Origin of the sequence: Flavobacterium sp. NRK F10 (assembly GCF_024054235.1) — a bacterium.
In the GTDB taxonomy this organism is placed as follows: Bacteria; Bacteroidota; Bacteroidia; order Flavobacteriales; family Flavobacteriaceae; genus Flavobacterium; species Flavobacterium sediminis.
The window spans coordinates 1,579,335-1,604,812 of record NZ_JAMXLC010000001.1; the positions used below are offsets into that span (position 1 = coordinate 1,579,335).

Annotated in this window: 26 protein-coding genes; 11 read left to right on the forward strand and 15 right to left on the reverse strand. The window is 35.4% G+C overall.

Going from position 1 to position 25,478, the window contains the following annotated elements; translation table 11 throughout:
- Positions 1-8: 8 nt before the first annotated feature.
- From NHF50_RS07200 to NHF50_RS07235, 8 genes are all read right to left on the reverse strand, one after another.
- Complete coding sequence (locus NHF50_RS07200; protein ID WP_252775517.1) at positions 9-362, reverse strand: four helix bundle protein; 354 nt, start codon at positions 360-362, stop codon at positions 9-11.
- A gap of 33 nt (positions 363-395) precedes the next feature.
- Positions 396-1,094, reverse strand: a complete 699-nt coding sequence (locus NHF50_RS07205; protein WP_252775518.1) for a CoA transferase subunit A — start codon at positions 1,092-1,094, stop codon at positions 396-398.
- 38 nt (positions 1,095-1,132) lie between these two features.
- Positions 1,133-3,409, reverse strand: a complete 2,277-nt coding sequence (locus NHF50_RS07210) for a penicillin-binding protein 1A (RefSeq protein ID WP_252775519.1) — start codon at positions 3,407-3,409, stop codon at positions 1,133-1,135.
- Positions 3,410-3,413: 4 nt separating this feature from the next.
- Positions 3,414-3,905: a gliding motility lipoprotein GldH gene (locus NHF50_RS07215; protein ID WP_109569067.1), complete on the reverse strand. Its 492-nt coding sequence runs from the start codon at positions 3,903-3,905 to the stop codon at positions 3,414-3,416.
- Positions 3,886-5,073, reverse strand: coding sequence for a regulatory iron-sulfur-containing complex subunit RicT (locus NHF50_RS07220; RefSeq protein WP_252775520.1), 1,188 nt, complete (start codon positions 5,071-5,073; stop codon positions 3,886-3,888). The genes NHF50_RS07215 and NHF50_RS07220 overlap by 20 nt, the downstream gene beginning before the upstream one ends.
- Before the next feature lie 155 nt (positions 5,074-5,228).
- On the reverse strand, positions 5,229-5,459 hold the full coding sequence (locus NHF50_RS07225) for a ferredoxin (RefSeq protein ID WP_109569069.1): 231 nt from the start codon (positions 5,457-5,459) through the stop codon (positions 5,229-5,231).
- Positions 5,459-6,700, reverse strand: coding sequence for a peptidase U32 family protein (locus NHF50_RS07230; protein ID WP_252775521.1), 1,242 nt, complete (start codon positions 6,698-6,700; stop codon positions 5,459-5,461). Before NHF50_RS07230 ends, NHF50_RS07225 begins: the two co-directional genes overlap by 1 nt.
- The gene (locus tag NHF50_RS07235) at positions 6,700-8,067 is read right to left on the reverse strand and encodes a rhodanese-related sulfurtransferase (RefSeq protein ID WP_109569070.1); all 1,368 of its coding nucleotides are present in this window, start codon (positions 8,065-8,067) and stop codon (positions 6,700-6,702) included. The genes NHF50_RS07230 and NHF50_RS07235 overlap by 1 nt, the downstream gene beginning before the upstream one ends.
- 152 nt (positions 8,068-8,219) lie before the next feature.
- Between NHF50_RS07235 and NHF50_RS07240 the strand changes: the two genes are divergently transcribed.
- From NHF50_RS07240 to NHF50_RS07270, 7 genes are all read left to right on the forward strand, one after another.
- On the forward strand, positions 8,220-8,432 hold the full coding sequence (locus tag NHF50_RS07240) for a hypothetical protein (protein ID WP_109569071.1): 213 nt from the start codon (positions 8,220-8,222) through the stop codon (positions 8,430-8,432).
- Positions 8,433-8,435: 3 nt separating this feature from the next.
- On the forward strand, positions 8,436-9,203 hold the full coding sequence (locus NHF50_RS07245) for a hypothetical protein (RefSeq protein WP_252775522.1): 768 nt from the start codon (positions 8,436-8,438) through the stop codon (positions 9,201-9,203).
- Between the two features lie 9 nt (positions 9,204-9,212).
- A complete protein-coding gene (locus NHF50_RS07250) occupies positions 9,213-10,487 on the forward strand; it encodes a glycosyltransferase family 9 protein (protein WP_252775523.1) in 1,275 nt (424 codons plus the stop codon).
- A gap of 34 nt (positions 10,488-10,521) precedes the next feature.
- Positions 10,522-11,523: a recombinase RecA gene (gene recA, locus NHF50_RS07255; RefSeq protein WP_109569074.1), complete on the forward strand. Its 1,002-nt coding sequence runs from the start codon at positions 10,522-10,524 to the stop codon at positions 11,521-11,523.
- A gap of 106 nt (positions 11,524-11,629) precedes the next feature.
- Positions 11,630-12,040: a membrane lipoprotein lipid attachment site-containing protein gene (locus NHF50_RS07260; RefSeq protein WP_252775524.1), complete on the forward strand. Its 411-nt coding sequence runs from the start codon at positions 11,630-11,632 to the stop codon at positions 12,038-12,040.
- A gap of 12 nt (positions 12,041-12,052) precedes the next feature.
- Entirely contained in the window at positions 12,053-12,595 is a 543-nt protein-coding gene (locus tag NHF50_RS07265; RefSeq protein ID WP_109569076.1) for an RNA polymerase sigma factor, read from the forward strand.
- Between the two features lie 18 nt (positions 12,596-12,613).
- Positions 12,614-14,530: an outer membrane protein transport protein gene (locus NHF50_RS07270; RefSeq protein WP_252775525.1), complete on the forward strand. Its 1,917-nt coding sequence runs from the start codon at positions 12,614-12,616 to the stop codon at positions 14,528-14,530.
- 96 nt (positions 14,531-14,626) lie between these two features.
- On the opposite strand, the gene NHF50_RS07275 is transcribed toward NHF50_RS07270, so the two are convergent.
- The gene (locus NHF50_RS07275) at positions 14,627-15,361 is read right to left on the reverse strand and encodes a 1-acyl-sn-glycerol-3-phosphate acyltransferase (RefSeq protein WP_109569078.1); all 735 of its coding nucleotides are present in this window, start codon (positions 15,359-15,361) and stop codon (positions 14,627-14,629) included.
- 192 nt (positions 15,362-15,553) lie between these two features.
- Here NHF50_RS07275 and trpS point away from each other — a divergent pair, with 192 nt between their 5' ends.
- Positions 15,554-16,522 carry a tryptophan--tRNA ligase gene (trpS, locus tag NHF50_RS07280; RefSeq protein WP_252775526.1) on the forward strand — a complete coding sequence of 323 codons (969 nt, stop codon included), beginning with the start codon at positions 15,554-15,556 and terminating at the stop codon, positions 16,520-16,522.
- A gap of 71 nt (positions 16,523-16,593) precedes the next feature.
- Here the strand turns inward: trpS and NHF50_RS07285 are convergent, their stop codons facing one another.
- The 5 genes from NHF50_RS07285 to hemH are packed head-to-tail and all read right to left on the reverse strand — an operon-like array spanning position 16,594 to position 21,783.
- Complete coding sequence (locus NHF50_RS07285) at positions 16,594-17,370, reverse strand: enoyl-CoA hydratase/isomerase family protein (RefSeq protein ID WP_109569080.1); 777 nt, start codon at positions 17,368-17,370, stop codon at positions 16,594-16,596.
- Between the two features lie 13 nt (positions 17,371-17,383).
- Entirely contained in the window at positions 17,384-18,853 is a 1,470-nt protein-coding gene (locus NHF50_RS07290; protein WP_245896553.1) for an ATP-binding protein, read from the reverse strand.
- A complete protein-coding gene (locus tag NHF50_RS07295; RefSeq protein ID WP_109569082.1) occupies positions 18,846-19,406 on the reverse strand; it encodes a CopD family protein in 561 nt (186 codons plus the stop codon). The genes NHF50_RS07290 and NHF50_RS07295 overlap by 8 nt, the downstream gene beginning before the upstream one ends.
- A 1-nt stretch (position 19,407) precedes the next feature.
- Positions 19,408-20,748 carry an MATE family efflux transporter gene (locus tag NHF50_RS07300; RefSeq protein ID WP_109569083.1) on the reverse strand — a complete coding sequence of 447 codons (1,341 nt, stop codon included), beginning with the start codon at positions 20,746-20,748 and terminating at the stop codon, positions 19,408-19,410.
- 15 nt (positions 20,749-20,763) lie between these two features.
- Positions 20,764-21,783 (reverse strand): ferrochelatase, encoded by a 1,020-nt coding sequence (hemH, locus tag NHF50_RS07305; RefSeq protein WP_252775527.1) that lies wholly within the window; start codon positions 21,781-21,783, stop codon positions 20,764-20,766.
- A 244-nt stretch (positions 21,784-22,027) separates the two neighbouring features.
- On the opposite strand from hemH, the gene NHF50_RS07310 reads away from it, so the two are divergent.
- The 3 genes from NHF50_RS07310 to NHF50_RS07320 are packed head-to-tail and all read left to right on the forward strand — an operon-like array spanning position 22,028 to position 24,405.
- Entirely contained in the window at positions 22,028-22,759 is a 732-nt protein-coding gene (locus NHF50_RS07310; protein WP_252775528.1) for a hypothetical protein, read from the forward strand.
- A gap of 21 nt (positions 22,760-22,780) precedes the next feature.
- On the forward strand, positions 22,781-23,569 hold the full coding sequence (locus NHF50_RS07315; RefSeq protein WP_109569086.1) for a hypothetical protein: 789 nt from the start codon (positions 22,781-22,783) through the stop codon (positions 23,567-23,569).
- 11 nt (positions 23,570-23,580) lie between these two features.
- On the forward strand, positions 23,581-24,405 hold the full coding sequence (locus NHF50_RS07320; protein ID WP_252775529.1) for a hypothetical protein: 825 nt from the start codon (positions 23,581-23,583) through the stop codon (positions 24,403-24,405).
- A 50-nt stretch (positions 24,406-24,455) separates the two neighbouring features.
- On the opposite strand, the gene NHF50_RS07325 is transcribed toward NHF50_RS07320, so the two are convergent.
- Positions 24,456-25,328 (reverse strand): helix-turn-helix transcriptional regulator, encoded by an 873-nt coding sequence (locus NHF50_RS07325; protein ID WP_109569088.1) that lies wholly within the window; start codon positions 25,326-25,328, stop codon positions 24,456-24,458.
- Positions 25,329-25,478 lie beyond the last annotated feature (150 nt).

Sequence of the window (25,478 nt, forward strand, 5' to 3'; positions counted from 1 at the left end):
TTTGAAAATCATTTCTTTTTAGAGGATGAAATAATTTTAGAAATAATCAAATGAATTGATTGTAATTTTTTTAATAATTCTTCACTTGGATTTGGATAAAAATCTGAATGTAAACAAAGTTCTAACCAATATTGCAATTCATCTGCTTCTTTTGCTGATATTTTAAATTTATGAATGAAATCAGCTTTGCTTTCAGCATTCTGAGCTTCTTTGATATTTGCTCCAATTGAAGTTCCACATCTGAAAATTTGAGAAGCCATTTCAAAACGATTATTGTTTCTTATAGATTCTGAGTAAGCGATAATATCTAAAGCGAATTCAAAAGTCAATTTTACAATTAGATTTTCTTTATCGTTTCTCATTTTCAAATTTTCAAATCAATAAATCTTTAAAAATTAACGTTTACGGGTTGTACGTTGTTCAATGCGTTTTTCAAATTTCTCGCCTTGGAAAATACGATTGACCATAATTCCCGGGATGTGAATTTGATTAGGGTCCAAAGTTCCTGCCGGAACTAATTCTTCTACTTCGGCAATGGTGATTTTTCCGGCACCGGCCATAGGCGCATTAAAATTACGAGCTGTCCCTTTAAAAATTAAATTTCCGGCTTCGTCACCTTTCCAGGCTTTAACGATGGCAAAATCGGCTTGAAAAGCATGTTCCATGATGTACATTTTTCCATTGAATTCACGAGTTTCTTTTCCTTCGGCAACTTCTGTTCCGTAACCGGCAGGTGTAAAGAAAGCGGGAATTCCCATTTGAGCGGCACGACATTTTTCGGCTAATGTTCCTTGTGGAGTAAGTTCTACTTCTAATTCTCCGGATAGCATTTGACGTTCAAATTCGGCATTTTCACCCACATAAGAAGAAATCATTTTTTTGATTTGTCGTTTTTGCAACAACAAACCCAAACCGAAATCGTCAACCCCTGCATTGTTGGAAATACAAGTAAGGTTGGTTACACCTATTTTCACGAGTTCGGCAATACTGTTTTCAGGAATACCGCTAAGTCCGAAACCGCCAAGCATGATGGTCATGCCGCTTTCAAGACCTTGTAAAGCTTCCTGAACGTTGTTCACTTTTCGAGTAATCATGTTGTTTTATTTATTTTTGGTTTAGTTTGGTTCCTTTTTCAGAAATTAAATTCCCCCATATCAGGTTCATCAATAGCTGTAGAGTCAACTTCTTTTTTCCAACAATCTACTTTTATAGATAAATCTTTTGGTCGTTCAAAATCCTCTTTAGAGATATTTAAGTCTTTGTCCTCATAACATTTCTTCATGAATAATCCCCAGATAGGTAATGCCATAGTAGCTCCCTGACCATAATACGTTCTACTGAAATGGGCAGCCCGGTCTTCATTTCCAACCCAAACACCGGCAGCTAAATTGGGAACAACGCCCATAAACCAACCGTCGGAATTATTTTGAGAAGTACCTGTTTTTCCGGCGATAGGATTATTGAATTTATAATCATAATTTCTAAATCCGGCTCCGCCCCAACGAAGTCTTCTTCCGGTACCGTCTTCTGTTACTCCTTCAAGTAATTTGATGATAGCATAGGCCACATCTTTGTTCATGACATCTTTGCTTTCCGGAATGACCTGATCTAATACAATACCGTTTTTGTCTTCTATTCTTGTAATGAAGGTAGGTTTTATATAAACACCTTGATTGGCATACGTACTGAAAGCTCCTACCATTTCTCTAACGGTTATTTCCGGCGCTCCCAAAGCGATAGCAGGTTGGGCGGGAATATCAGAGGTAACTCCCAGATCATGAGCCATATCGGCTACGGCTTGTGGTCCCACTCTGTCGATTAGTTTAGCAGAAACAGTATTGATGGAATTAGCTAAGGCTTGTTTTAAGGTGATCATTCCTTTGTATTTACCATCAGAATTAGATGGAGACCAATCTTTTTCAATTCCCCATCTGCCTTTATGCATGGTAAATTGTCCGTCAATTATAGAATCACAAGGAGACATTCCTAATTGTTCTATCGCTGTGGCATAAACAAAGGGCTTAAAGGTAGAACCTACCTGACGGGCTCCTTGCCCCACATGGTCGTATTGAAAATATTTGTAATTGATACCGCCAACCCAAGCTTTGATGTATCCGGTTTGAGGTTCCATTGCCATCATTCCTGTTTGAAGGAAATGTTTATAATAACGGATGGAATCTCTTGGTGTCATGATCGTATCTTTTTCCCCTTTCCAAGAGAAGATTTTCATTTTTGCTTTGATGTCAAAAGATTTTAAAATCTGGTCTTCTGATTTTCCTTCTTCTTTCATAATACGCCATCTTTCGGATGATTTCATTGCGCGCATCATAATTCTTTCTGTTTCTTCTTTTGAAATGTTTAAGAAAGGTGCATTTTTATTGTTTTTGGCTAATTTAAAAAACTCCGCCTGAAGGTTTGGTAAATGTTCTGCAACAGCTTCTTCAGCATATTTTTGCATTTTAGAATCTAATGTTACATAGATTTTTAAGCCATCTCTGTAAAGGTCGTATTCCGTACCATCTTCTTTTGGGTGGTCTTTTATCCATTTTTTCATATAGTCACGCAAATATTCTCTGAAATAAGTAGCGTAACCAGTGTTATGACTATCTGGTTTATAATCTAATGCAATAGGTATATTTTTAATTGAGTCAAATTGTTTTTCGGTTAGAAAGTTATTTCTAACTAATTGACCTAAAACAACATTTCTTCTTTTAGTTGATCTTTCCTGAAACTTGTTAGGATTAAAGCGAGAAGGGTTGGTTAACATCCCTACAATTACGGCGCTTTCTTCAATACTTAGATCTTTTGGGTCTTTGTTAAAATAAGTTTTTGCGGCAGAATTTATACCAATGGCATTGCTAACAAAATCTACTTGATTTAAGTACATAGCAATGATTTCTTGTTTGGTGTATTGACGTTCCAAACGAACAGCTATAACCCACTCTTTTATTTTTTGGATAATTCTAAGTATAATATTTTTTGCGCCATCACTCCCATGAAAAAGATTTTTTGCTAATTGTTGGGTGATAGTACTGGCTCCACCGTCTTGACCGAGTTTAACAATTGCACGAAGTGTACCTCGAGCATCAATACCGGAGTGTTCATAAAAACGTTCGTCTTCTGTTGCAATTAAAGCATTCACTAAATGCGGTGGTAAATCATTAAATGTTATAGGGACACGATTTTGGGCATAGTATTTTCCGATTACTTCTCCGTCTGAAGAGATAATCTCTGTTGCAATGTTTGAATCTGGATTTTCAAGTTTTTCAAAACTAGGCATTTCTCCTAAAAGCCCCCATGAGGCAAAAAGGAATAGAAGTACAACAAAAGCAATTCCCAGGATAAAAATTTTCCAGAACCATTTTATGTAAACGGAAAACTCATTTGTATTTGTCTTTTTTGTTGCCATATTTTTAGTTGGTTTTTTCAATTCTGAATCCTACATCTGTGATGCCAGGTAAATTTTCTAATCCGGTAATGCTTCCGGTTTCCCTAAGGGCATGAGTGACGGAAACTTTGTAGTTTCCGGCTTTTTTAAATACAAAATTTTCCTGATACCAGAGTTTGTTTTCTTTGATATCAGTAAAACCTTCTCCTAAAAGAGAACCGTCCGGATTTGCCATAGCATATTCCAGAGTATCTGTTTTTATTTCGTTATCCGGATTTTCCATGGTAACAATAACGAATAAATTATTAAACGGGTAATCAGCATTGTCCCTTATGTTTAAAAACAAATTATAGGGAGATACCGTGTCTTTTTGTTCAAATGTAAAAGAGATGGTATCCTTGTGATTCCAAGTGCCGTTTAATTTAGCGTATTGGTCAAACACCCTTTTTTTGTCACAAGACAAGAAAAAAGATACAAAACCTAATAAAAGGATGTATTTAGTTTTTCTTAGGCGCATTTTTTTTATTTGCAGGTTTTTGCTGTTGTTGTTTGTTATTATTTCTTCTTTTTTTGTTTTTGTTAGGTCTTTTCTTAGGTTTGTCAAAACGATTAAGAGAATCTTGTCCTACAACATTTTGGAAATTCTTTTCAATGGTTTTGGTGTCTTCCACTACAAAATCTTCTAAAGCAGCAACTTTCTGATTTTTAGCATTGACAGCTAAGATCTCTTTTACTTGCTCAACAGTTAGAACGTGCCAATGGGCAGGATTGTTTTCATAACAGAACCACATTAATTCTTTAAAAATGTCAACTTTCTGACAATTAGCATTTCCTTTTTCCGTAAATAGTTTAGTATCCAGATCCGGGAAACTCTTAAGGGCATCTAAATAAGTGTCTAATTCATAATTCAGACAGCATTTTAACTTACCGCATTGACCGGCTAGCTTTTGAGGGTTTAGTGACAATTGTTGGTAACGAGCAGCAGAAGTGTTAACACTTCTGAAGTCGGTTAACCAGGTTGAACAGCAAAGTTCTCTACCACAAGAACCGATACCTCCTAAGCGAGAAGCTTCCTGACGGAACCCAACTTGCTTCATTTCAATACGAATACTGAACTCTCTTGCAAAATCTTTAATAAGCTGACGAAAATCTACACGGTCATTTGCTGTATAGTAGAACGTAGCTTTTGAACCGTCACCCTGAAATTCCACATCAGAAATCTTCATTTCCAAGTTCAGGGCAATAGCTAACTCACGGGCACGCATTCGCACCGGTTCTTCACGGTTTCTGGCTTCACTCCAGATATCGATATCTTTTTGAGATGCTTTTCTATAGATCTTAGGTAGTTCTGCGTTCAGAGCGGTATTCTTTTTGTTCATCTGAACTTTTACCAGTTCACCTGCAAGAGATACAATGCCGACATCATGTCCGGGAGATGCTTCAGTAGCTACAATGTCGCCCATGGAAAGCGATAATTTTTCAGGATTTCTGAAAAAATCTTTTCTTCCGTTTTTAAAGCGTACTTCCACTACATCAAATGGTTCTTGTCCCTGAGGTAAACCCATGTTAGATAACCAGTCGAATACCGTTAATTTGTTGCAGCTTCCGGTGCCGCATGAACCGTTATTATTACATCCTTTAGGAACACCATCTTTAGTTCCTGTGGAACAATTATTACATGCCATAGTTTTATATATTGATCGTTCCTTAAATGGAACTACTTGTCAAAAGTGTGTTTTGTGTGTAAAGATAATACAAATTTATGAATGGTTTAAAAAAGAAAAACCTGCTTTCGTATATAACGAGAACAGGCTTTAAAAAAGTATTATCAATGGGGGTTTTATGTTTCTTTTACCGAAATAATGTGAACCGGACAAGCTTTTTCGGCTTGTTCACAGGCTTCTGTTATGGTATGATCGTGCGATTTTAGCGTGTGAAAACCTTTATTGTTTACTGATTTTATCAGAACGGTTTTTCCGTCTTTTTTAGACATCTGGAATTGCTTGGGCGCAAATTCAACACAATAATTGCAACCAATACATTTGTCTCGTTGTAATGTAACAATGACCATTATGCTTCTACGATTTTATACAACTTGTCAGACAATCGGATTCTGAATGGGAGTTTTAACGTTAAGCTATCTCCTTTAGTGGCTTTTTCAGAATTCTCATCGTTTACCATCATCTTCTCAATAACTAATTCCTGAACGCCTGTTGTAGGACCGGTAATTAAAACTTTATCTCCTTTTTTAAGATCGTAGGCTTCAATTTTGAATTCAGCAATGCTGGCTTTAGGGAAATAGTGCATCCCTTTACCGATATATACTTTCTTTTGTGTAGCACTGCTTCCGGATTCTTTACTCCATTCACCTAATTTTTGACCTAAATAATAACCGCTCCAAAAACCTCTGTTGTAAACGGTATTTAGAGCTTCCATCCATTCTGCCACTTTTTCCTGAGAAAATGTTCCGTCATAATACGAATCAATAGCTTCTCTATAGGTTTTGATAACTGTAGCCACATATTCCGGAGCACGACCGCGACCTTCAATTTTTAGTACTTTGATACCTGAGTCGATTACTTGGTCTAAGAAATCAATCGTACATAAATCTTTTGGAGACATCATGTATTCGTTATCGATTTCAATTTCAAAACCAGTTTCTTGGTCGATAACCGTGTATTTTTTACGACAATTTTGTTTGCATGCCCCGCGGTTTGCAGAAGAATTGTGAGAATGCAGGCTCAAATAGCATTTTCCGGAAACTGCCATACACAATGCACCGTGACCGAAAATTTCAATTTCAACTAAATTGCCGCTTGGTCCTTTTACTTGCTCTTTCTCTATTTGTTCCGTAATTTTCTTTACTTGGCGTAAACTTAATTCGCGGGAAAGCACAATAGTATCGGCAAACATGGCATAAAACTTCACTGTTTCAATGTTGGTCACATTTACTTGAGTAGAAATATGAACTTCCATTCCAATGCTTCTAGCGGTCATAATTACCGCTTGATCAGACGCAATAACGGCTGTAATGTTGGCCTCTTTTGCTTTGTTTAAAAGTGTTTTTACAATCGACAAATCGTGATCGTAAACAATTGTATTTAAAGTGAGATAGGTTCTAACGTTTTTTTCTTGGCAACGACGTGCTATTTCCGGTAAATCGTCTAAGACGAAATTGATGGAAGCACGAGCACGCATGTTCAACTGCTCTACACCAAAATAAACCGAATCACATCCGTTGTCTAAAGCTGCCTGTAAGGATTCAAAATTACCAGCAGGCGCCATTAATTCTATTTTTCCTGTAGAAGTCATTATTTCTTAGTGATTTTAAATAGTTTGTCTGATTTTCTAATTTTAAAAGGCAATTCGATAGTAATTTTATCGCCAGCTGTTGCCAATGTATTTTCAACTCCGTTAACCAACATTTTTTTCAAAGTAAATTCAACTTCACCGGTTGTCGGACCGGAAATTAAAAGTAAATCGCCTGTATTGATTTCTTTATTCGTAAGCTTGAACAAAGCGACTTGCGATTTAGAATAATAATGTTCGCCATTACCTACCAAAACTTTTTTAGTGGCAATTTTTTGACGAATAGGTAAATCGCTTTCTGGTTTTGCTTTAGCCAAAGAAACATCAGACAATGTCCCTGAATGTTTGAATTTTAAAGCATCGGATTTTCCTTTTTTGAAAATTTTATTGCTGTTGCTTTGTCCTTTTCGTAAGTTAATTTGTTCCACTAAAGGCAAATGAATGATGTCCTGACATTCGGTAGAACAACAATGATCCATTTTGGCAGCACATTCGTCACATTGAATGAATAGTAAGTGACAGCCGTCATTTGCACAATTGGTATGGGTATCACAAGGTTTTCCGCATTGGTGACATTGCGAAATGATATCATCGGTAATTCTTTCGCCTAAACGATTGTCAAAAACGAAATTTTTACCAATGAACTTGCTTTCTAAATTTTCAGTTTTTACCTGACGTGCATATTCAATAACGCCACCTTCTAATTGGTATACGTTTTTAAAGCCTTGATGTTTGAAGTATGCCGAAGCTTTTTCGCAACGAATTCCTCCGGTGCAATACATCAATAAGTTTTTAGATTCTTTGTAGTCTTTTAGTTGGTCGTTAATAATAGGCAAACTTTCACGGAATGTATCTACATCGGGTGTGATGGCGCCTTTAAAGTGTCCTACTTCACTTTCGTAATGGTTGCGAAAATCGACTACAATTGTATTAGGGTCGTCTAATAATTGGTTGAATTCATTCGCTTTTAAGTGAATTCCTTTATTGGTTACATCAAAAGTAGCATCGTCTAATCCATCGGCAACAATTTTGTGACGCACTTTTATGGTTAACTTTAAAAAAGAATGATCGTCTTGTTCGCGAGCGACATTTAAACGAATGCCGTGCATGAAATCATATTCGTCTAAAGTGGTTTTGAAAGCTTGAAATTGATCGGCTGGAACACTCATTTGGGCATTAATTCCTTCATGAGCAACATAAATACGACCTAGAGCTTCCAGTGGATTCCAGGCTAAAAATAAATCGTCGCGAAATTGTTGCGGGTTTTCAATTTTGGCATACGCATAGAACGAAAGTGTGATTCTTTCTTTTCCCGCTTCGTCAATTAAACGGGCACGTTCTTCTGCGCTTAAAGTGTTGTACAGTTGCATGCTATAACATTTAAGTGAGAAATATAATTTTTGAATTCTAAATGGAAGAATTCGGGGCAAAGGTAACAATAATCGATTAAAAATAACTGTAAATCTTTTTTTAGAGAATTTTTCAGAAAAATAGTTTATATTGCGATGTAAATTTTAAGGCTATGAATAGACGTAACTTCTTAAAAAATTCAGGAAAGGTACTTTTGGCTACTTCAGCTATTGTAATTACAGGTAATTTAATAGCTTCTTGTTCCTCGGATGACGGTGATAACTTTAGTAATGGTTATTATGACGACGGATATTACGATGACGGGTATTATGATGATGGTTACTACGATGATGGCTATTATGACGATGGTTATTACGGGGGTTAAGATTTGAAAAAAATTCTTTTTTTACATGATACAGCCCTTACTTTAAAAAGAGGGGCAGAGTTAACGATTGCCCAACTGGTTTCAAAAGGAAATGAGTTGGGCTTTCTTGTTGAAGTCGATTTACTTGATAATCTTGAAGAAGTCCAAACACATATTTTATCGCAAGATCTACTTATCATTTGCAATACATCAAGATGTAAGTTTGAACGTGATATTTTAAATTTTGTTTTAGATTCCGAAATTCCGTTTTGTAAGATAGAGTTTGACTATAATTTCTGTGTTCGAAGGAATATTCTATGCACGTTAGACAGAAATATCAGAAATTGTTGTGATACCGATAAATTTCATTTGTATCGTACCCTTTTTGCTAATTCTCAACTTAATATTTTTCAATCGCCAAAACACTTTGAGGCTCACGTTGCATTCTATGGCGAAGCTGTTTCCCATAATTATTTGGTTATGCCACCTACAGTGGATGTGGAAAATATTTCTATTTCAGATGAGAAAACAGATGCAATTCCTTTTTTTAGTGAGTTAAGTTACTTAAAAGGTGGCGATGCTTTTGTGGATTACGCATTGGAACATCCTAATAAGAGTTTTGTAGTCTATGGAAGTAATAAACTTAGAAGAGATATTCCTGAAAATATAGAATTCAGAAAGCCGATTGATAATGCGGAAGTTTTAAAAGTTTTAGGTAAAACTAAAGAGATAGTTATTAAACCGGTTTGGCCGGAACCATCGGGAAGATTGGCTGCGGAAGCATTTCTATAAGGTTGTGAATTGATAACCAATGATAGAGTAGGAACATGGTCTTTTGACTTTTATCCAGATGATAAAGAGCGTGCAAAAGAAGAAATGCAGTCTGCTATTCCGGAGTTTTGGGATAAAATTAAAGCTATTTCAAAACAAAATGTTGTTTCCAAATCGTTAGGAAAGGTTTTGTTGTTGAAAAGTTATGCCGGTTTAGGGGATATCTTTTTTACACTTCCTGCTGTTTATAAACTGAAGAAAGTTTCTGAGTCGGTAACCTACGCATTGAGTCCGCGTTTGGTAAGCTTCTTTCAAAAATACTTGAAAGGAATTCAAGTTGTAGATGCTACTCAAATAGACCATGCTGAATTTGATACGGTAATTGAATTCGGTAACTATCCTATTTTTGATAGGAGTGTAGATCAAATAGAGTATGTTACCAGTAAAAAAGTAAAACAGCATTCAATTCAACATTATATAGATGCGGTTTGTCGTTTTCATAAAGAGTTATCAAATAAGTATACAGGATTTCCGTATTTTGATCGTGAAACGGATTTTGATAATCTTCACTACACACTACATCCCGGAGCCGGATTTCTATTAAAAATTTGGCCTACGGAAAACTATGCAGAGCTTATAGAAGAGATTTACAGAGTTTTTCCAAAACTAAGATGTAAAATTATTTTAGGAAAAGACGACCCCAATCCGCAGCAATTTTTGTCAAAAGAATATTCTCATATTGATTTGGTTACGGGAGATTTACATGAAGTTGGCGAAGCCATGGCAGCAGCAATCTTTCATATTGGAAACGATGCAGGTATTACCCATGTAGCAGGAGCTTTTAATGTGCCAACGGTTGGTATTTACGGGCCGACAGGTCCGGGTTCTTGGGGGAGTTTTTCTGAGCAGAATGAAATTGTATGGGGAAAACCCGGAAATTGTACGTTGAAGTGTAATTATGATGTTATCATTAACTGTAAAGATAGAGTTTGTTTGTCGTCAATTTCTGCTGTAAAAGTTATGGAAGCATTGTTTAAGTTATTGCAGAAAACTTATGATACTGAAGACTTTGATGTTTTTTTAAACCCTGTTTCAGTATATGATTTAACCGAAAAAGATTGTCTTGTTAAATGGAGGGAAAATGAAGTTTTACTTGAATTCCAAAATGAAGAGATAAGAAAGTATGTTTCAGAGTTGCTAAAAAAACCGATCCATACTATGGAAGAGTTAGAACATAATGATATTTTTCATTTTTTTTATGAAAATGAACTTTTATTTTTAATACCCAAGATTTTACGAGAATAAAAAAATTGTATTTTTACACAAAATAAATTGATGTATGAGTTCAGATAAAGAAGCCAAATTAAAAGCCCTTCAATTAACGTTAGATAAGCTAGATAAAGCTTATGGTAAAGGAACCGTAATGAAAATGGGAGATTCTGCTGTTGAAGAAGTAGAATCAATATCTTCAGGATCGTTAGGACTTGACCTAGCTTTAGGAGTAAATGGATATCCGAGAGGAAGAATAATTGAGATCTACGGACCTGAATCGTCTGGTAAAACAACGTTAACATTACATGCCATTGCAGAGGCTCAAAAAGCAGGAGGAATTGCCGCTTTTATAGATGCCGAACATGCATTTGATCGTTTCTATGCAGAAAAATTAGGTGTAGATATCGATAATTTAATTATTTCACAACCTGATAACGGAGAACAAGCATTGGAAATTGCAGAAAGTTTGATTCGTTCAGGAGCAGTTGATATTGTAGTAATAGACTCGGTTGCTGCTTTAACACCAAAAAGTGAAATTGAAGGAGATATGGGAGACAGTAAAATGGGATTACATGCCCGTTTAATGTCACAAGCGTTGCGTAAATTAACCGGTACTATTCATAAAACAAATTGCACGGTTTTCTTTATTAACCAGTTGCGTGATAAAATCGGGGTAATGTTCGGAAACCCGGAAACAACAACAGGAGGTAATGCCTTGAAATTCTATGCTTCGGTTCGTGTGGATATTCGTAAATCATCTCAAATCAAAGATGGAGAAAATGTGATAGGAAATCGTGCCAAAGTGAAAATTGTAAAGAATAAAGTGGCACCGCCTTTCAGAACAGCTGAGTTTGATATTATGTATGGAGAAGGAGTTTCTAAGGTCGGTGAAATTTTAGATCTGGCAGTAGACTTTGAAATTGTAAAGAAAAGCGGTTCGTGGTTCAGTTACGGAGAAACAAAGTTAGGACAAGGTAGAGATGCCGTTAAGACACTTATAAAAGACAATCCGGAACTGATGGAAGAACTGGAAGAAAAAATCAAAGAGACTATTAAAAATCAACACTAAAAAAGAGAATCCCGAAATATTTCGGGATTTTTTTTTAAATTCAACGCAACCTTTTGATTAAAAGTGTATCATATAAATAAATGCCCCCATATAAAAAATAAGAATGATGAAAAAAATAGTTCTGTTATTAAGTTTGTTGTTTATAGTTTCGGCTTGTAGTGTTAACAATGATGAACCGAACTTTCATTATGAACTGTTGCCAATAGAAGAAGTTGAGCTGCCTACTGAATTTGTAATGGGTGAGACCTATCAGATTAAGGTATGGTATTATAAGCCCTCTACTTGCCATTCTTTCGGAGGTTTTTATTATGAGAAGAATTTGAATGAAAGAACAATTGCTATCCAAAGTGTCGTTTTGGATTCAGAAACATGTCAAACAGTTACAGATGAACTGAAATCGGCGACATTAGACTTTTATGTAACGAACAATGGTTCTTATGTGTTTAAATTTTGGCAAGGTGTTGATGAAAATTTGGAAAATATTTTTTATGAAGTAGAAGTACCGGTTGTGAATTAACTAAAATGAATTTTGATAGTAGAGCAACTTATACATGATTGTAAGAAAGGAAATACTAAAGCTCAGGAGCAAATATACAGACTTTTAAGTCCTAAGATATTTGCAGTCTGTCTTAAGTATTCAAGAAGTTATGAGGAAGCTCAGGATAATTTACAAGAAGGTTTTTTATTGCTCTTTGAAAAAATAAATCAGTATCAGTTTAAAGGTTCTTTCGAAGGTTGGGCTAAGCGGGTAGTTATTAATTATGTATTACAGCAGTATAGGACAAAAGGAGTTTTTGAGATTATAAGTGAGAATCTTCCGGAACAGGAAGAAGTAGAAGTAGAAGATGAGAACATTTCATTAGAATTTCTGACTCAGATCATTCAGGCATTACCGGATCGTTATCGACTGGTTTTTAACTTGTATGTTATCGACGGATATTCCCATAAAGAAATTGCCGAAATGCTGGACATTAATATAGGGACGTCAAAATCTAATCTGGCAAGAGCCAAAGCAATATTAAAAGAACGTATTGAAAAACATAATCAGTCTATCTGGCCCAATGTAAAGTGATGTTTTACAAATAGTGTAATGAAAGAAAATAAAAACATAGAAAGATTGTTTCAGGAAAAATTCAAAGATTTTGAGGTACAACCGCCTCAGGACGCTTGGAGCAATATTGAAGAAAGACTAAATGAAAAGAAGAAAAAAAGACGTGTTCTTCCGTTTTGGTTTAAAGCTTCCGGAATAGCGGCTTCTTTAGTTTTAGGCTTTTTCTTGTTCTATTTTGCTAAAGATTCCTTTTTCCCGGGTATTATAGATAGAAGTAAACCTGACGGAGGACTAACAAATGAAGTGCCGGGGTTAGTAAACGGAAAATCGAATACAGAAAAAACAGAACAACAAGATAATGAAAAATCAGGTTTCGACCAGAATAATCCAAATGGGGTTTTTGTGCAACCCGGGGAGATCGTTACGGGTGTTGATAATGGCAGAACCTTAAATGAAGCAGGGGAATCATCTTCTTACCGGGAAGATCAATTTGTTGATTTAGAAAAACAACAAAATAAACGGACTGAAAGAGGAAATCGTTCAGAAAAGAACCAATTGGTAAAGCCGTCAATTTTAAAGAAAGGGGAAGCTTTAGTTAATAACAACCGAGAAGAAAACGAAAAAGCAGGTCAAAACAATTCGGATAGAAATAGTTTAAAGTGGGTTGAAACCGAACCTTTGACCAATAATAATTCAGGAATATCTGATCATAAAAACAAACAACAGGAAGGTTTGATTTTACAAGAAGAAGGAGATTATCAAAATGACCTGATAAATGAATTGAAACAGCAGCAAGCAGAGCAAAATATTGCTGATGCAAAGACCAATAAAACGAATTACCAAAAGGGAAAAATTGCTATTGAAGAAGACAATGACGGACTTGTAAACGGACAAGGAGTAAATAATACAATTGTTCAGAATAACAATAACGGAAAAGAAAAAACTAATGTAGAGGAATTGTTAAATCAGATCAATACCGGTAAGGAACTTACAGAAGGTGTAATTGATTTTAACAAAAATGAAATTGATGGAATAGCAGAGTTTGACAACAACGTCAAGGTGATAGACAGTTCCTTATTTAATAATAAGGTTCTGGCTGATTTAGAGAAACAGATTGTTCAAGATAGTTCTCAAGTTGCAGAAGTATTAAAAGAAGAAAATGCGCTTGAAAAATTGCTCAAAGAAAAAGAAGAGGGAAAGAATGCTGATGAAAAAGAAAAAGAAGAGAAAAGAAATAAATGGGCTGTCAGTACTAGTGCGGCACCCGTTTATTTTAATTCTCTAACAGAAGGATCTCCTTTGGACGAGCAATTTGCATCTAATACAAAAAGCTATCAAACATCGTTGAGTTACGGAGTTGGAGTACAATATCAGGTTACGCCAAAATTAGCACTTCGAGCCGGAATAAACAATTTGGCACTTAGTTATGATACGCAGAATGTGTATCATTCTTCTGTATTGAAGCGAAGTATCGGAACACAACAGTTAGCAGAAAGTACATTGCATGTAGATAGAACCCAAGCGGCTCAAAGTGTAGTACTTTATAATAAAAGCGCAAATGTTTATGGTGATGTTGAGAATTTCACACAAGATGAAATAGGAAGCCTGAATCAACAGATCGGCTATATTGAGGTTCCGTTTGAGTTGACGTATAAGCTTTTAGATAAAAAATTCGGAATAGAAGTTATAGGTGGTATGAGTACCTTATTTTTACAACAAAACGAAGTGAAATTACTTTCCGAAGGAATGGAAATGGATTTTGGTAAAGCCAATAATTTGAACAATATACATTTTAGTAGTAATGTCGGTTTGGGTTTTAAATATGTGTTTTTTAAATCATTTCAAGCGAATTTACAACCAATGTTTAAATACCAGATCAATACGTTTAGTGAAAACGCCGGAAATTTTAAACCGTATGCCATAGGTTTATATACCGGTATAAGCTACCATTTTTAATAAACTTTAGTTGGTTAGGCTTAAATTTTTAGTTAAGTGTTCTGTAGCTTGTGAAAGTATAGAACTGAAAAAGTCCCGCAGAATACGGGACTTTTTTTAATGTTTTAAATCTTTTAAAACAATTTCCCGTACTTCTTTCTTCAAATGGGATTTATGGTCAAGTGTCATACCTGTAGTTTCAATAGGTTTGTGAACGGTAACACGCATTCTCCCCGGTTTTCCGCTAAAGAAACGAAATGGAAATCGCCTTTTATTGTCAATAAAACTCATGGGAACAACAGGAATTTGGTGTTCAATGGCTAAACGAAAAGCACCGTCTTTAAACTCGTCTAAAATAATACTTTCATCGTCCGGTACACCGCCTTCCGGAAAAATACAAATGCTTAACCCTTGATGTAATCTTTTCTGTGCTCTCTCAAAAACTTGATATCGGCTTTTGCTACTACTTCTGTCGACCATGATACAAACCCTTTTATAGAAAAAACCGAAAATAGGAAACTTAGAAAGTTCTTTCTTGCCGACAAATACAAAAGGATTGTTTTTAACAACGATCAGCATTAACATAATATCGGTCATTGAGGTATGATTGGCAACTAACATATAACTTTTTTCTTTTTCAAGAGGAGCTTCCCATTTGATTTTATGATAAAACCCCATACCCCAAAGGACAAATTTGGCCCAAAAGCGAGCCACTCTGAAAAAAAGTTTATAAGTACTTTCTGAGCTTACTAATACTAATAAAACCGGTGAAAGAACAAGAATCGGGATCATTACCAGAATGTAAAACCAAATACGCCAGAAAAACCAAAAGATATATTGTAGAATTTTCATTGAGAATTGTCTGTAGGTGTTTTTTATTTAATTACTTTACCTCTATGTAGGCAAAACTTCTGATGTCAAAAATAAGAATATTTGACATTAAACCGAGAAGTTCCCGGTTTCTTTATGAATAAAAGCATAAGTATGGCGGTTTTCTTTTCTCCTTACATTGAAATGTCCTAATTTTGCAAAAAATTATATAAAATGGCAAAAATACTTACCGGAGTTCAAAGTACAGGAACGCCACACTTAGGAAATTTGTTAGGAGCTATTCTTCCGGCCATTGAAATGACCCAAAAGCCGGAGAACGAATCGTTCCTATTTATTGCAGACTTGCATTCTATTACACAAATTAAAGATGGCGAGTTATTACGCGCTAATACCTATAGTGTTGCGGCTACATGGCTGGCATGCGGATTAGATACTGAAAAAGTAGTATTCTATCGTCAAAGTGATGTTCCGCAGGTTACAGAACTTTCGTGGTATTTGAGTTGTTTTTTTCCGTACCAACGTTTAACGTTGGCACATTCTTTTAAAGATAAAGCAGACCGTTTAGACGATGTAAATGCCGGATTGTTTACCTATCCGATGCTAATGGCAGCCGACATTTTATTGTATGATGCTGAATTTGTTCCGGTAGGGAAAGATCAATTACAACATTTAGAGATTACCCGAGATGTTGCTTCCCGATTCAATCATCAAATGGGAGAAACGTTTGTGCTTCCGGAAGCAAAGATCGATGAAACTATTATGATCATTCCGGGAACTGACGGAGAGAAAATGAGTAAATCACGCAATAACTTTATCAATATTTTTGAAGAGGATAAAAAGTTGCGCAAACAGATTATGGGTATTCAAACAGATAGTACGCCTTTAGAAGAACCTAAAAATCCGGATACGTGTAACTGCTTTGCTATTTACAAGTTATTAGCCACTCCTGAACAAACAGCGGAAATGCGTAAAAACTATTTAGCCGGTGGTTATGGTTACGGACATGCAAAACAGGCTTTGTTTGAATTGGTCGTTGAAAAATTTGCAACACAAAGAGAAAAGTACCATTACTATATGAACAACCTAGAGGAGGTTGACAAATTGTTATTGGCCGGTGCTGAAAAAGCAAGCGCAATTGGTGGTAATGTGTTAAAACGTGTTAGAGAAAAATTAGGATACTAAATTTTTAACCGATAATATAGCAATAAAAAAACTGTCATTCTCTACATTGAAAATGACAGTTTTTTGTTTTTTTATTTTCCCGGAAAATTAGCTTTGCGTTTTTCTAAGAAAGCGGTTGTACCTTCTTTAAAATCTTCAGTACCGAAACAAGCTCCGAAGTTGTTGATTTCTATTTCAAAACCGTTTACACCATCCTGATAGTTGGCGTTTATAGCTTCAATAGCTTTAGCAATAGCCACTCCTGAATTTTTATTTATCTTTTGAGCAATTCCTTTGGCAAAATCCAATAATTCGGCTTGTGTAACTACATGATTTACGAGTCCGTAATTTAGCGCCGTATTAGCATCGATCATTCCGGCTGTCATGATCATTTCCATTGCTCTTCCTTTACCAACTAATTGTGCCAGGCGTTGCGTTCCTCCATAACCCGGGATAACACCTAAAGTTACTTCGGGTAAGCCCATTTTTGCGTTATCTGATGCGATACGGAAATGACAAGCCATGGCTAACTCTAATCCACCTCCTAAAGCAAAACCATTGACAGCAGCAATTACCGGTTTGTTAAGATTTTGTACATAGTCAAAAAGTAATTCCTGACCTTTGGCGGCAAGTTTTCCGCCTTCTTCTACACTAAAATTAGCAAATTCCGAAATATCAGCTCCTGCCACAAAAGCTTTTTCACCACTTCCGGTTACAATAACGGATTTAACAGTTTCATCAGTAGAAAGTTTTGCAAAGGCTTGGTGTAATTCTTCAATAGTACTTTTATTAAGAGCATTAAGTTTTGTTGGGCGGTTGATCGTAACAACAGCGACATGGTCTTGAATGTCAATTAAAATATTTTCCATTTGTTTTTAAAATTTATTCAGTTATAGGTAAATGAACATAAAATATTGTTCCTTTGTTTTCTTCACTTTCAAAGGTAATAGTTCCGTTATAATTTTCAATAATGTTTTTAATGATAGCCAATCCTAAACCCATTCCGCTTGATTTAGTAGTGAATTTAGGTTCAAAAACATAAGGCTTGTTTTCTTCCGGTATTCCCTTTCCGTTGTCCTGTACTTTAATCAAAACAGAGTCGCTCTCCTGTGTTACGGCAATCAGTACTTTTTTATTTTCCTGTTCTTCCGGTATAGCCTGAATACCGTTTTTAACTAAATTAGTGATGATGCGGATAAGTTGGGTTCTGTCTAATTTAGTAACGATCTTCTCTGTTGAGGATTGAAATTCAATATAGTCTTCATTGAAGATCTCCAGAGTCAGTTTGATTACCTTAACGATATCTAATGTTTCATTTTGCTGCGCCGGCATAGAAGCAAAATTAGAAAAAGCACTGGCTACTGAACTCATGGTATCTATTTGCTGAATGAGTGTTTTAGTAAAATCATCTAATTTTTGCTTAATGTCAGGATCGTTTTCATTAAACTTACGCTGAAAGCTCTGAACTGTTAAACGCATTGGAGTCAACGGATTTTTAATCTCGTGGGCAACTTGTTTTGCCATTTCACGCCAGGCTTGTTCTCTTTGGCTTTGAGCCAATTTTGTAGCGCTGGCCTCCAATTGATCTACCATGTTGTTGTAGGACTGTATCAGTAGATTGATCTCTTTGCTTCCGGCTTCCAGCTCAATCTTTTGATTCAACTGATTAAAATTAGTTTCTCTTATTTTATCACTGATGATCTTTAAGGATTGGGTGATATAACTCGATAAGAAATAAGATAAAATGATAGCAATCAAAAACATTAAGATATAAACCTGGCCAAACCGGATCAGAAAGTTCTTGATCTCATTATCATAAAAAGTAGTATCCTCTTCATAAGGAAGGTTTAAAATAGCCAGAGGTTTAAATTTGGTATCTTTGATATAAGAGTAGGACGATCGAAATTGTTGTCCGTCGCGAGTAGTAAATTCAATATAGCGTTTTTCTAAAGAATTTCGTAAGATTTGTAGTGTGGCTTTATTGATCTTAGGTTGAACACTATCCAGTTTAAAAACGGCTTTCGAAGAAACCAAAAGATTTCCTTCCAAATCATAAAAGTTGATTTCCATACTGTGGATATCAGATAGCTCAAAGATCTTTTCTTTAAAAATATAGGGGATATTTTCAGTCGTCAGCGGGTAAGTTGTGGTTTGCAGAACATAATTGATATGTTCTAAAATAGAGTTCTCTTTGCGCTCTAACCGATCTTGATGGTAAACTTTGGCTTCTTTGCGAAATTGATAGATAGAAACTCCGGCAATTAAAACAGAAGCAATCAAAGTCAACAAGATCATGGAGAAAAAAATTCTCGTACGCAATGATAACCTTTTTATGCTAAACCAATCAGTCATTGTTTTTTTCGTTACGCTCTCTTATCTTTTTATAGAGTTTAAATCCTATCATTAATAAAACGGAAAATAAAATAATCCCGATAACACCAAAAATCCAGTTAATGGCACTTTTTAAAATCACTAAAAAAACAACAGCAAATAAGATGATCGTTGCTCCCTCATTCCATAGTCTGAAGAATGAAGAAGAATGCTTTATCTCATTTTTTTGCAATTGCAAAAAGATTTGATGGCATTTCAAATGGTATAGATACAGTAAAAAAACAAAAAAGAGTTTAACATGCATCCACGGCATTTGTAACCAGATTTTTCCCGCTTCTGTAAAAAATAACATCCAAAAAGCAAAAATACTTGCCAGAACAGCACTGGGCCATGTAATGATATACCACAAACGGTATTCCATTAATTGGTATTGCTTCATTAAAATATCTTGTTCCGGTTGAGATTTATCTTTTGCTTCTGCATGATATACAAACAGCCTAACAATATAGAAGAGTCCGGCAAACCAGGTTACGACAAAAATAAGATGTAGCGCTTTTATATAATTGTATTCCATTTTACGATTTGTTAAGTGTAGCTATAATTTCTTTTCTCAAAAAATATCCGGTGACTATTGTAGCCAGAAAATCAGATATCGGAAAAGCAAGCCATACCCCAAAAGTATCGAAATATTTCGGTAAAATTAAAACTAACGGTATTAAGAAGAAACCTTGCTTGGTCAATGTCAATAATAAAGCGGGGATCGCTTTACCGATAGCCTGAAAGTATGCAGCGCCGATCAATTGGATAGCAATAATAGGGGTAACAGCAAAAACCCATCGCAAAGCATCAGAAGAACTGTGTATAATGGTTTCATCAGTCGTAAATATCCGAATGATAGATTCAGAAAAAACAAAAATCCCTAAGAAAATGATGCTGGCTAAAACTGAAGCGGAAATTACAGAATAATAAATGGATTGTTTAACTCTGGCAAATTGTTGAGCGCCAAAATTATAACCCGCAACAGGCAAGAAGCCTTGTGTAATGCCTAAAATAGGAAATAAAGCAAACATAAGCATTCGGTTGATAATACCATAAATAGTAACGCCTGCTTCTCCTGAGTGCACAAATAAAGTAGTGTTAACAATAATAGCCAGAAGACTTACAACCCCTTGACGTGCAAAAGTAACGAAACCTAATGATGAAATTTCCTGAACTATTTTTCCTTTAAGTATAAGATGCGAAGTTGAAATTCTGATTTCTGATTTGGCAATGAAAAACCATAAGATGAATATGAAACATAAAAAATAAGAAATTGAAGTAGCCAAGGCTGCACCGAAAATACCATAATTCAAAACCTTAATAAAAAGAATGTCAAGAATTAGATTTCCAAAAGCAGGTATTAACATGGCATACATGGCAAATTTTGGTTTTCCTTCAGCACGGATCACAGTGTTTCCTGTCATGCAAAGCGCTAAAAAGGGAACTCCGAACAAAACGGGAAAATAAAATTCCCGGGCAGGCTTAAGAATTGCCCCGTTTGCACCAAACAGAACAAGGACCTTATCTGAAAATAAGTAACCGATCGTTACAGAAACGACAGCTAAAACAAGAGTCATGGTTAGCTGGTTGCCAAAGGTGTTTCTTGCTTTTTCCGGTTCTTTAGCACCTAAAGCTCTTGAAATAATAGAACTTCCGCCTACACCGATAGCCATCCCTAAAGATGAGATCAAAAAGGTAAAAGGTAATACAACGGAAACCGCTGCAATTGCTAATGAACCTATCCATTGTCCTACAAAAATGGTATCAATTAAGATATTCAATGACATGAATAAAATCCCTATTGATGCCGGAATAGATTGCTTCAATAAAAGTTTTTTAATATCTAATGTACCTAATTCGTCAGAAGTTATTGCCATTTAATAATAGTTGATTTATGCTAAAGCCCATTGATCGATCCATCGACTCAAGGTTTTCACCCAGTCGTCATTGTCATTAAGACACGGAATAGCTAAAAAGTTTTCGCCTCCGTTTTCTTTAAAGCTATGAGCGGCTTCCATTCCTATTTCTTCTAAGGTTTCCAAACAATCTGAAATAAACGCAGGAGTAACTACAGCCAGATTTTTGATCCCTTTTTGTGCCAGTCCGTCAATTGTGGCATCTGTATAAGGTTGTAGCCAAGGATCTTTTCCTAAACGGGATTGGAAAGAAGTGCTATATGTACCTTCGGCTAAGCCCAGGAATTCTGCAACCTGCTTCGTCGTTTCATAACACTGATGACGATAACAAAAGTCATGAGCTTTTGATGGAGTGTTGCAACAAGTTCCGTCTATCTTACAATGCGATTGGGTAACATCTGATTTTTTGATATGACGTTCCGGTACACCGTGATAGGAAAACAATAAATAATCAGAATCAAAACTTTCAAGAGACCTTTTTATAGCGTTAGATAAATCTCTTATATAGTCCTTTTGGTTGTAAAAAGCAGGTAAAACGGTAAATTCCATATTCGGAAAATTCTTTTTCCGGATTTTTTCAGCCAAAACTAATATTGTTTCAGTAGTTGCCATAGCAAACTGCGGATACAGAGGAATAAGCAATACTTCTTCAACTCCTTTATTGTTTAATTCCTGAAGTCCCTTTTCAATACTCGGACTTCCGTACCGCATGGCGAGTTCAACGGGAACACTCACATTTTGTTGAACTTTATTTTGTAATCTTTCTGAAAGAACGATTAACGGTGAGCCTTCCGGCCACCATATTTTTTTGTATGCCTCAGCAGATTTTTTAGGTCTGGTGTTTAATATAATTCCTTTGACTAAAAAAGCTCTTAATAAATAAGGGACATCAATGACTCTTTCATCCATTAAAAATTCGTCCAGATATTTTTTTACGTCTTTTACAGATGTACTATCCGGAGATCCTAAATTAATTAATAAAACTCCTTTTTTCATTTTTTTCTTCAAATGTAAGGCTAAATTTTTTTGAATGGAATTTTTTCAGATTTAAAAAATAATGCTTTGTAAAAAAATCAAAAAATGTTTTTAATATAACGCAATTTTTTATTTAACACATTTTCGTAACAATTAACATAATTACAACATTTTTTTAGGAAATTGTTAAAATAAGTTTAAGCAGTTTCAGAAAAAATTGATATCTTCAATGCTGAAAATCAAATCTATACATAAAATCATTCTTATGAAGAAAAATTACTTACTATCAGTGATTTGCCTCGCTGGTCTTGCCTGTGCACATGCACAAGTGAGTGGTGTAGGCATTAACGAAACGGTACCGGAACAAGCGTTGCATCTGGGATCTCCTACAGGTACTATCCGGGTTGAAGGATTAAATGAGACCAATAATGAGTTTAACGGAGGTAGTACAAACACATACCCATTATTTGTTGATGATCAAGGAAGCTTAACTCTTGAGTTCAGGTCTCTTTATAATAGTGAAGGTTCTGATGCTTTAAATCCAGCTACCTTGCCGGAATCTGTAGTTTATTTACCCAGCGGAGACGAAGACGGCGTTGAAGTGGCAGAACTCTTTAGCTTTACGATCAATACAAATAGTTTAGCTTTATTGGAAGTAAAGTACAGTATTAGTTTTGAGGTTTTTCAAAACTTAGCGGAAGATGTTTTAACAGATATGGCCGCAAGAAGAGTCAATACGTATTTTATGCTTGATGGTTTGTCTAGACAGTTTGGACACGCTTCAAAATGTTATACCGGAGGATCGCGTGATAGTAAAACCGGATTGATGTATAATACTTCTACAACCTACATAACTCTGCCGGCAGCTGGTAGTTATACGATTCGCTTTTTTGGTGAAGTTTCATCCGGAATCACAGCCAGTACATCTTTTACAGGAAAGGAAACCTGCGTGAAATTTGCCAGAGGAAATGATTCATTATTGTTCAGATTACATTAACCCCCTCATAAACTACTTACTATGAAACATAATTATTTTAAAAAAATACTACTGTTAGTCATACTGTTAAACTATTGTGTAGTGAATGCCCAAGATGTAGGTATAGGAACTGAAACTCCGGAGGAAACGTTGCATATTGCAGGTCCTAATACTATAAGAGTGGAAAGTTTTAGTACAGCAAATAATCCACTGAATAATGGAGTAGACTTAGCTCCGGTATATGTGGATTATAGAGGTAATTTAACTTTGACTCCGCCAAGTTATAATCTCGGAATGGGGCTTCCGATAAACTTTTTAATTGATGTGCCTAATTTTGTTCCGGATAACCTTTTGATGTTAGCTCCTCCTTATGATAAATTAGGGAGAGTGGTTAGTAATCCGGCTGGAGTTACTTATGCAGAGCAATTTATTTATAGTGTTCCTTTTACAGCTCCTCAGAATTGTACTATAGAGGTTAAATACGGACTGACGTTTCTGATGTCTTCTCTTGATTTAACAACAAATCCACCGGAAAGTATAAGTGACCTAAAAACAAGAGTTATTCAGACATTTTTTTGTATAGATATTAATAATGATGGTTTATCACCTGCAGAATATGCTGTTAAATATGGTTTTAACGGACAATCATACGGGAGTGATGCCGGAGGAGCATTGGGGTATTCTTATATGAATAGTCAAGGTTTTGCTTCATTACCACCCGGAACACATTCATTATATTTTTTCGGTGTAGTACTGGATAACCCGAATGTTGAAACTTATGTAGGTTTTGGCGGGGCGAGTGATTATTTAAAAGTTAGAGTGTACAATTAAATTTTACAATCATGAAAAAAATTACATATATATATATTGCTTTAAGTGCTTTTGCTGCTAATTCGCAAGTGGGAATTAAAACCTATACACCGGAGGAAGAATTGCATATCGCGGGAACCGATTCTAATATTAGAATAGAAGGTCTTGGGCAGTTTTACAATCCGAATAATTTAGGAACCGGATTGACGACCAAAGTTTATGCTGATGCAAATGGAGACTTGGTGCTTGGAACATTACAGGACAATGTTGACGTTATTTTTGATTCTGAAAATTATTTAGAAGATGTTCAGAATCCAACCTCTTTAATTAATCAAACAGGAGAAGGATCAGGATTTAGTGAAGTTGGTATACCCATAGGTGGTACAGCTACTTCCTTTATATTGACCCAGCCGGCAATTGTTGAGGTTAATTATTCTGTGAGTTGGAATATCGGAAAAAATGCTACGGACAGATCCAGACTGGATGACTATAGAGCAAGGATTATTCAAACAGGAATATATTTCAGGCAAGGTAACTATTTAGGGCCAACAGTCATAACTGATTATTATGGAAACCCAATTAACGGAATACCTCTTTGTATTACGTCAACCTGTAGTGAACAAGCTGGTGTTATTGCAATTAACGGGCAGTTTTACAATAATAATTACCTAAAAGAAGGAGAATGGAAAAATTTCAGAAATACGGCTTCCGATTATGTGATTTTGGGACCGGGAACCTATACACCTATGTTTGTGGCGCAGTTAGCGGTTCGTGATACTTCAGGAACCGGAGCCGTGAAGATGTATGTAGGAGTAGGGGCTGATGAATTGCAGATTATTGCTTATTACTTTAACTAAAATAAAGGATGAAGATATAAAATAAAAAAGAGCGCTATAAGCGCTCTTTTTTATGAATTGACATTTAGATTCAATAGATATTTTTTTGGGGTTATCCCGAACTTTTTCTTAAATGCTGTAATAAAATGACTGGAAGTACTATAGCCCACTTTTAGTCCCACTTCGTTAACATTATAAGATCCGGAATCAAGCATCTTACGAGCCACTTCCATTTTATAATCAAATAAAAAATTGAAAACGCTATCGCCGTAAATTTGTTTAAAGCCTACTTTTAGTTTTTTTAGAGATAATCCTACTTCATCTGCCAGTTCCTGTAATCCGGGAGGCTCTGCTAAGCGATTGATGACTATTTCTTTAGCTTTTTTAATTTTTAATACATTTTCTTCATCAATGAGAAACGGACAATTTTCAGCCGATGGATCTTCATTTTTATTAAAATACAAACTCATCAACTCATAACATTTTCCTTTTAAATATAGGTTTTTCAGGGACGAGTTTTGATTGTAATTAAAGATCTGGTTTAAAACAATAGCCATTGAAGGGCTAATGTCTTCCTCTCCATAGTATTTTTTTTCTAAGTTATCCGGACTTAAAAAAGGTATTTTTTCGGCATCGTTAGAGAATAATGTATGGAAACGTTTTATTGATATTAAAACAGATACGACCCATGATTTCGGGGCAAGTTCTAAGTGCAGAGGAAGCTCTTTTTGCGGATTATAGAGTAATAACGAAGATTCCTCTTTTAGTTCTAAGGCATAAGTGCCTTGGTTGAATATGAATTTCCCTTTGCCTTTCACATTAAAGTGAAATTGTATGAAGCCTATTTTTACCTGTTTTTCAAAATGTTCTTTAAAATCAGAATCATTCTGAAAACGCAACATGGTTAAATCCGGTTCTATTTTTATTTCTTCAAATGAACTCATAGCGATATTTTTTAATAGCTTTACAAGTCGTTTCTTTTGGTGTTTATTTAGAATCGTTCTATATAAATAATTTCAAAAGTATTGGTTTTACTACAAATTTAAGATAAAGTTTGTTAGCAAACTATTTTATTACGAAAAAAACCAATAACG

What these genes read in the sequence shown, in the direction of transcription:
- NHF50_RS07235 (WP_109569070.1), bottom strand. Translation starts at nt 8,067, where the DNA reads ATGCAACTGTACAACACTTTAAGCGCAGAAGAACGTGCCCGTTTAATT.
- NHF50_RS07240 (WP_109569071.1), top strand. Translation starts at nt 8,220, where the DNA reads ATGAATAGACGTAACTTCTTAAAAAATTCAGGAAAGGTACTTTTGGCT.
- trpS (WP_252775526.1), top strand. Translation starts at nt 15,554, where the DNA reads ATGGCAAAAATACTTACCGGAGTTCAAAGTACAGGAACGCCACACTTA.
- NHF50_RS07230 (WP_252775521.1), bottom strand. Translation starts at nt 6,700, where the DNA reads ATGACTTCTACAGGAAAAATAGAATTAATGGCGCCTGCTGGTAATTTT.
- NHF50_RS07290 (WP_245896553.1), bottom strand. Translation starts at nt 18,853, where the DNA reads ATGACTGATTGGTTTAGCATAAAAAGGTTATCATTGCGTACGAGAATT.
- NHF50_RS07320 (WP_252775529.1), top strand. Translation starts at nt 23,581, where the DNA reads ATGAAAAAAATTACATATATATATATTGCTTTAAGTGCTTTTGCTGCT.
- NHF50_RS07325 (WP_109569088.1), bottom strand. Translation starts at nt 25,328, where the DNA reads ATGAGTTCATTTGAAGAAATAAAAATAGAACCGGATTTAACCATGTTG.
- NHF50_RS07275 (WP_109569078.1), bottom strand. Translation starts at nt 15,361, where the DNA reads ATGAAAATTCTACAATATATCTTTTGGTTTTTCTGGCGTATTTGGTTT.
- NHF50_RS07260 (WP_252775524.1), top strand. Translation starts at nt 11,630, where the DNA reads ATGAAAAAAATAGTTCTGTTATTAAGTTTGTTGTTTATAGTTTCGGCT.
- NHF50_RS07225 (WP_109569069.1), bottom strand. Translation starts at nt 5,459, where the DNA reads ATGGTCATTGTTACATTACAACGAGACAAATGTATTGGTTGCAATTAT.
- NHF50_RS07200 (WP_252775517.1), bottom strand. Translation starts at nt 362, where the DNA reads ATGAGAAACGATAAAGAAAATCTAATTGTAAAATTGACTTTTGAATTC.
- NHF50_RS07315 (WP_109569086.1), top strand. Translation starts at nt 22,781, where the DNA reads ATGAAACATAATTATTTTAAAAAAATACTACTGTTAGTCATACTGTTA.
- recA (WP_109569074.1), top strand. Translation starts at nt 10,522, where the DNA reads ATGAGTTCAGATAAAGAAGCCAAATTAAAAGCCCTTCAATTAACGTTA.
- NHF50_RS07270 (WP_252775525.1), top strand. Translation starts at nt 12,614, where the DNA reads ATGAAAGAAAATAAAAACATAGAAAGATTGTTTCAGGAAAAATTCAAA.
- NHF50_RS07285 (WP_109569080.1), bottom strand. Translation starts at nt 17,370, where the DNA reads ATGGAAAATATTTTAATTGACATTCAAGACCATGTCGCTGTTGTTACG.
- NHF50_RS07205 (WP_252775518.1), bottom strand. Translation starts at nt 1,094, where the DNA reads ATGATTACTCGAAAAGTGAACAACGTTCAGGAAGCTTTACAAGGTCTT.
- NHF50_RS07215 (WP_109569067.1), bottom strand. Translation starts at nt 3,905, where the DNA reads ATGCGCCTAAGAAAAACTAAATACATCCTTTTATTAGGTTTTGTATCT.
- NHF50_RS07220 (WP_252775520.1), bottom strand. Translation starts at nt 5,073, where the DNA reads ATGGCATGTAATAATTGTTCCACAGGAACTAAAGATGGTGTTCCTAAA.
- NHF50_RS07295 (WP_109569082.1), bottom strand. Translation starts at nt 19,406, where the DNA reads ATGGAATACAATTATATAAAAGCGCTACATCTTATTTTTGTCGTAACC.
- NHF50_RS07300 (WP_109569083.1), bottom strand. Translation starts at nt 20,748, where the DNA reads ATGGCAATAACTTCTGACGAATTAGGTACATTAGATATTAAAAAACTT.
- hemH (WP_252775527.1), bottom strand. Translation starts at nt 21,783, where the DNA reads ATGAAAAAAGGAGTTTTATTAATTAATTTAGGATCTCCGGATAGTACA.
- NHF50_RS07210 (WP_252775519.1), bottom strand. Translation starts at nt 3,409, where the DNA reads ATGGCAACAAAAAAGACAAATACAAATGAGTTTTCCGTTTACATAAAA.
- NHF50_RS07310 (WP_252775528.1), top strand. Translation starts at nt 22,028, where the DNA reads ATGAAGAAAAATTACTTACTATCAGTGATTTGCCTCGCTGGTCTTGCC.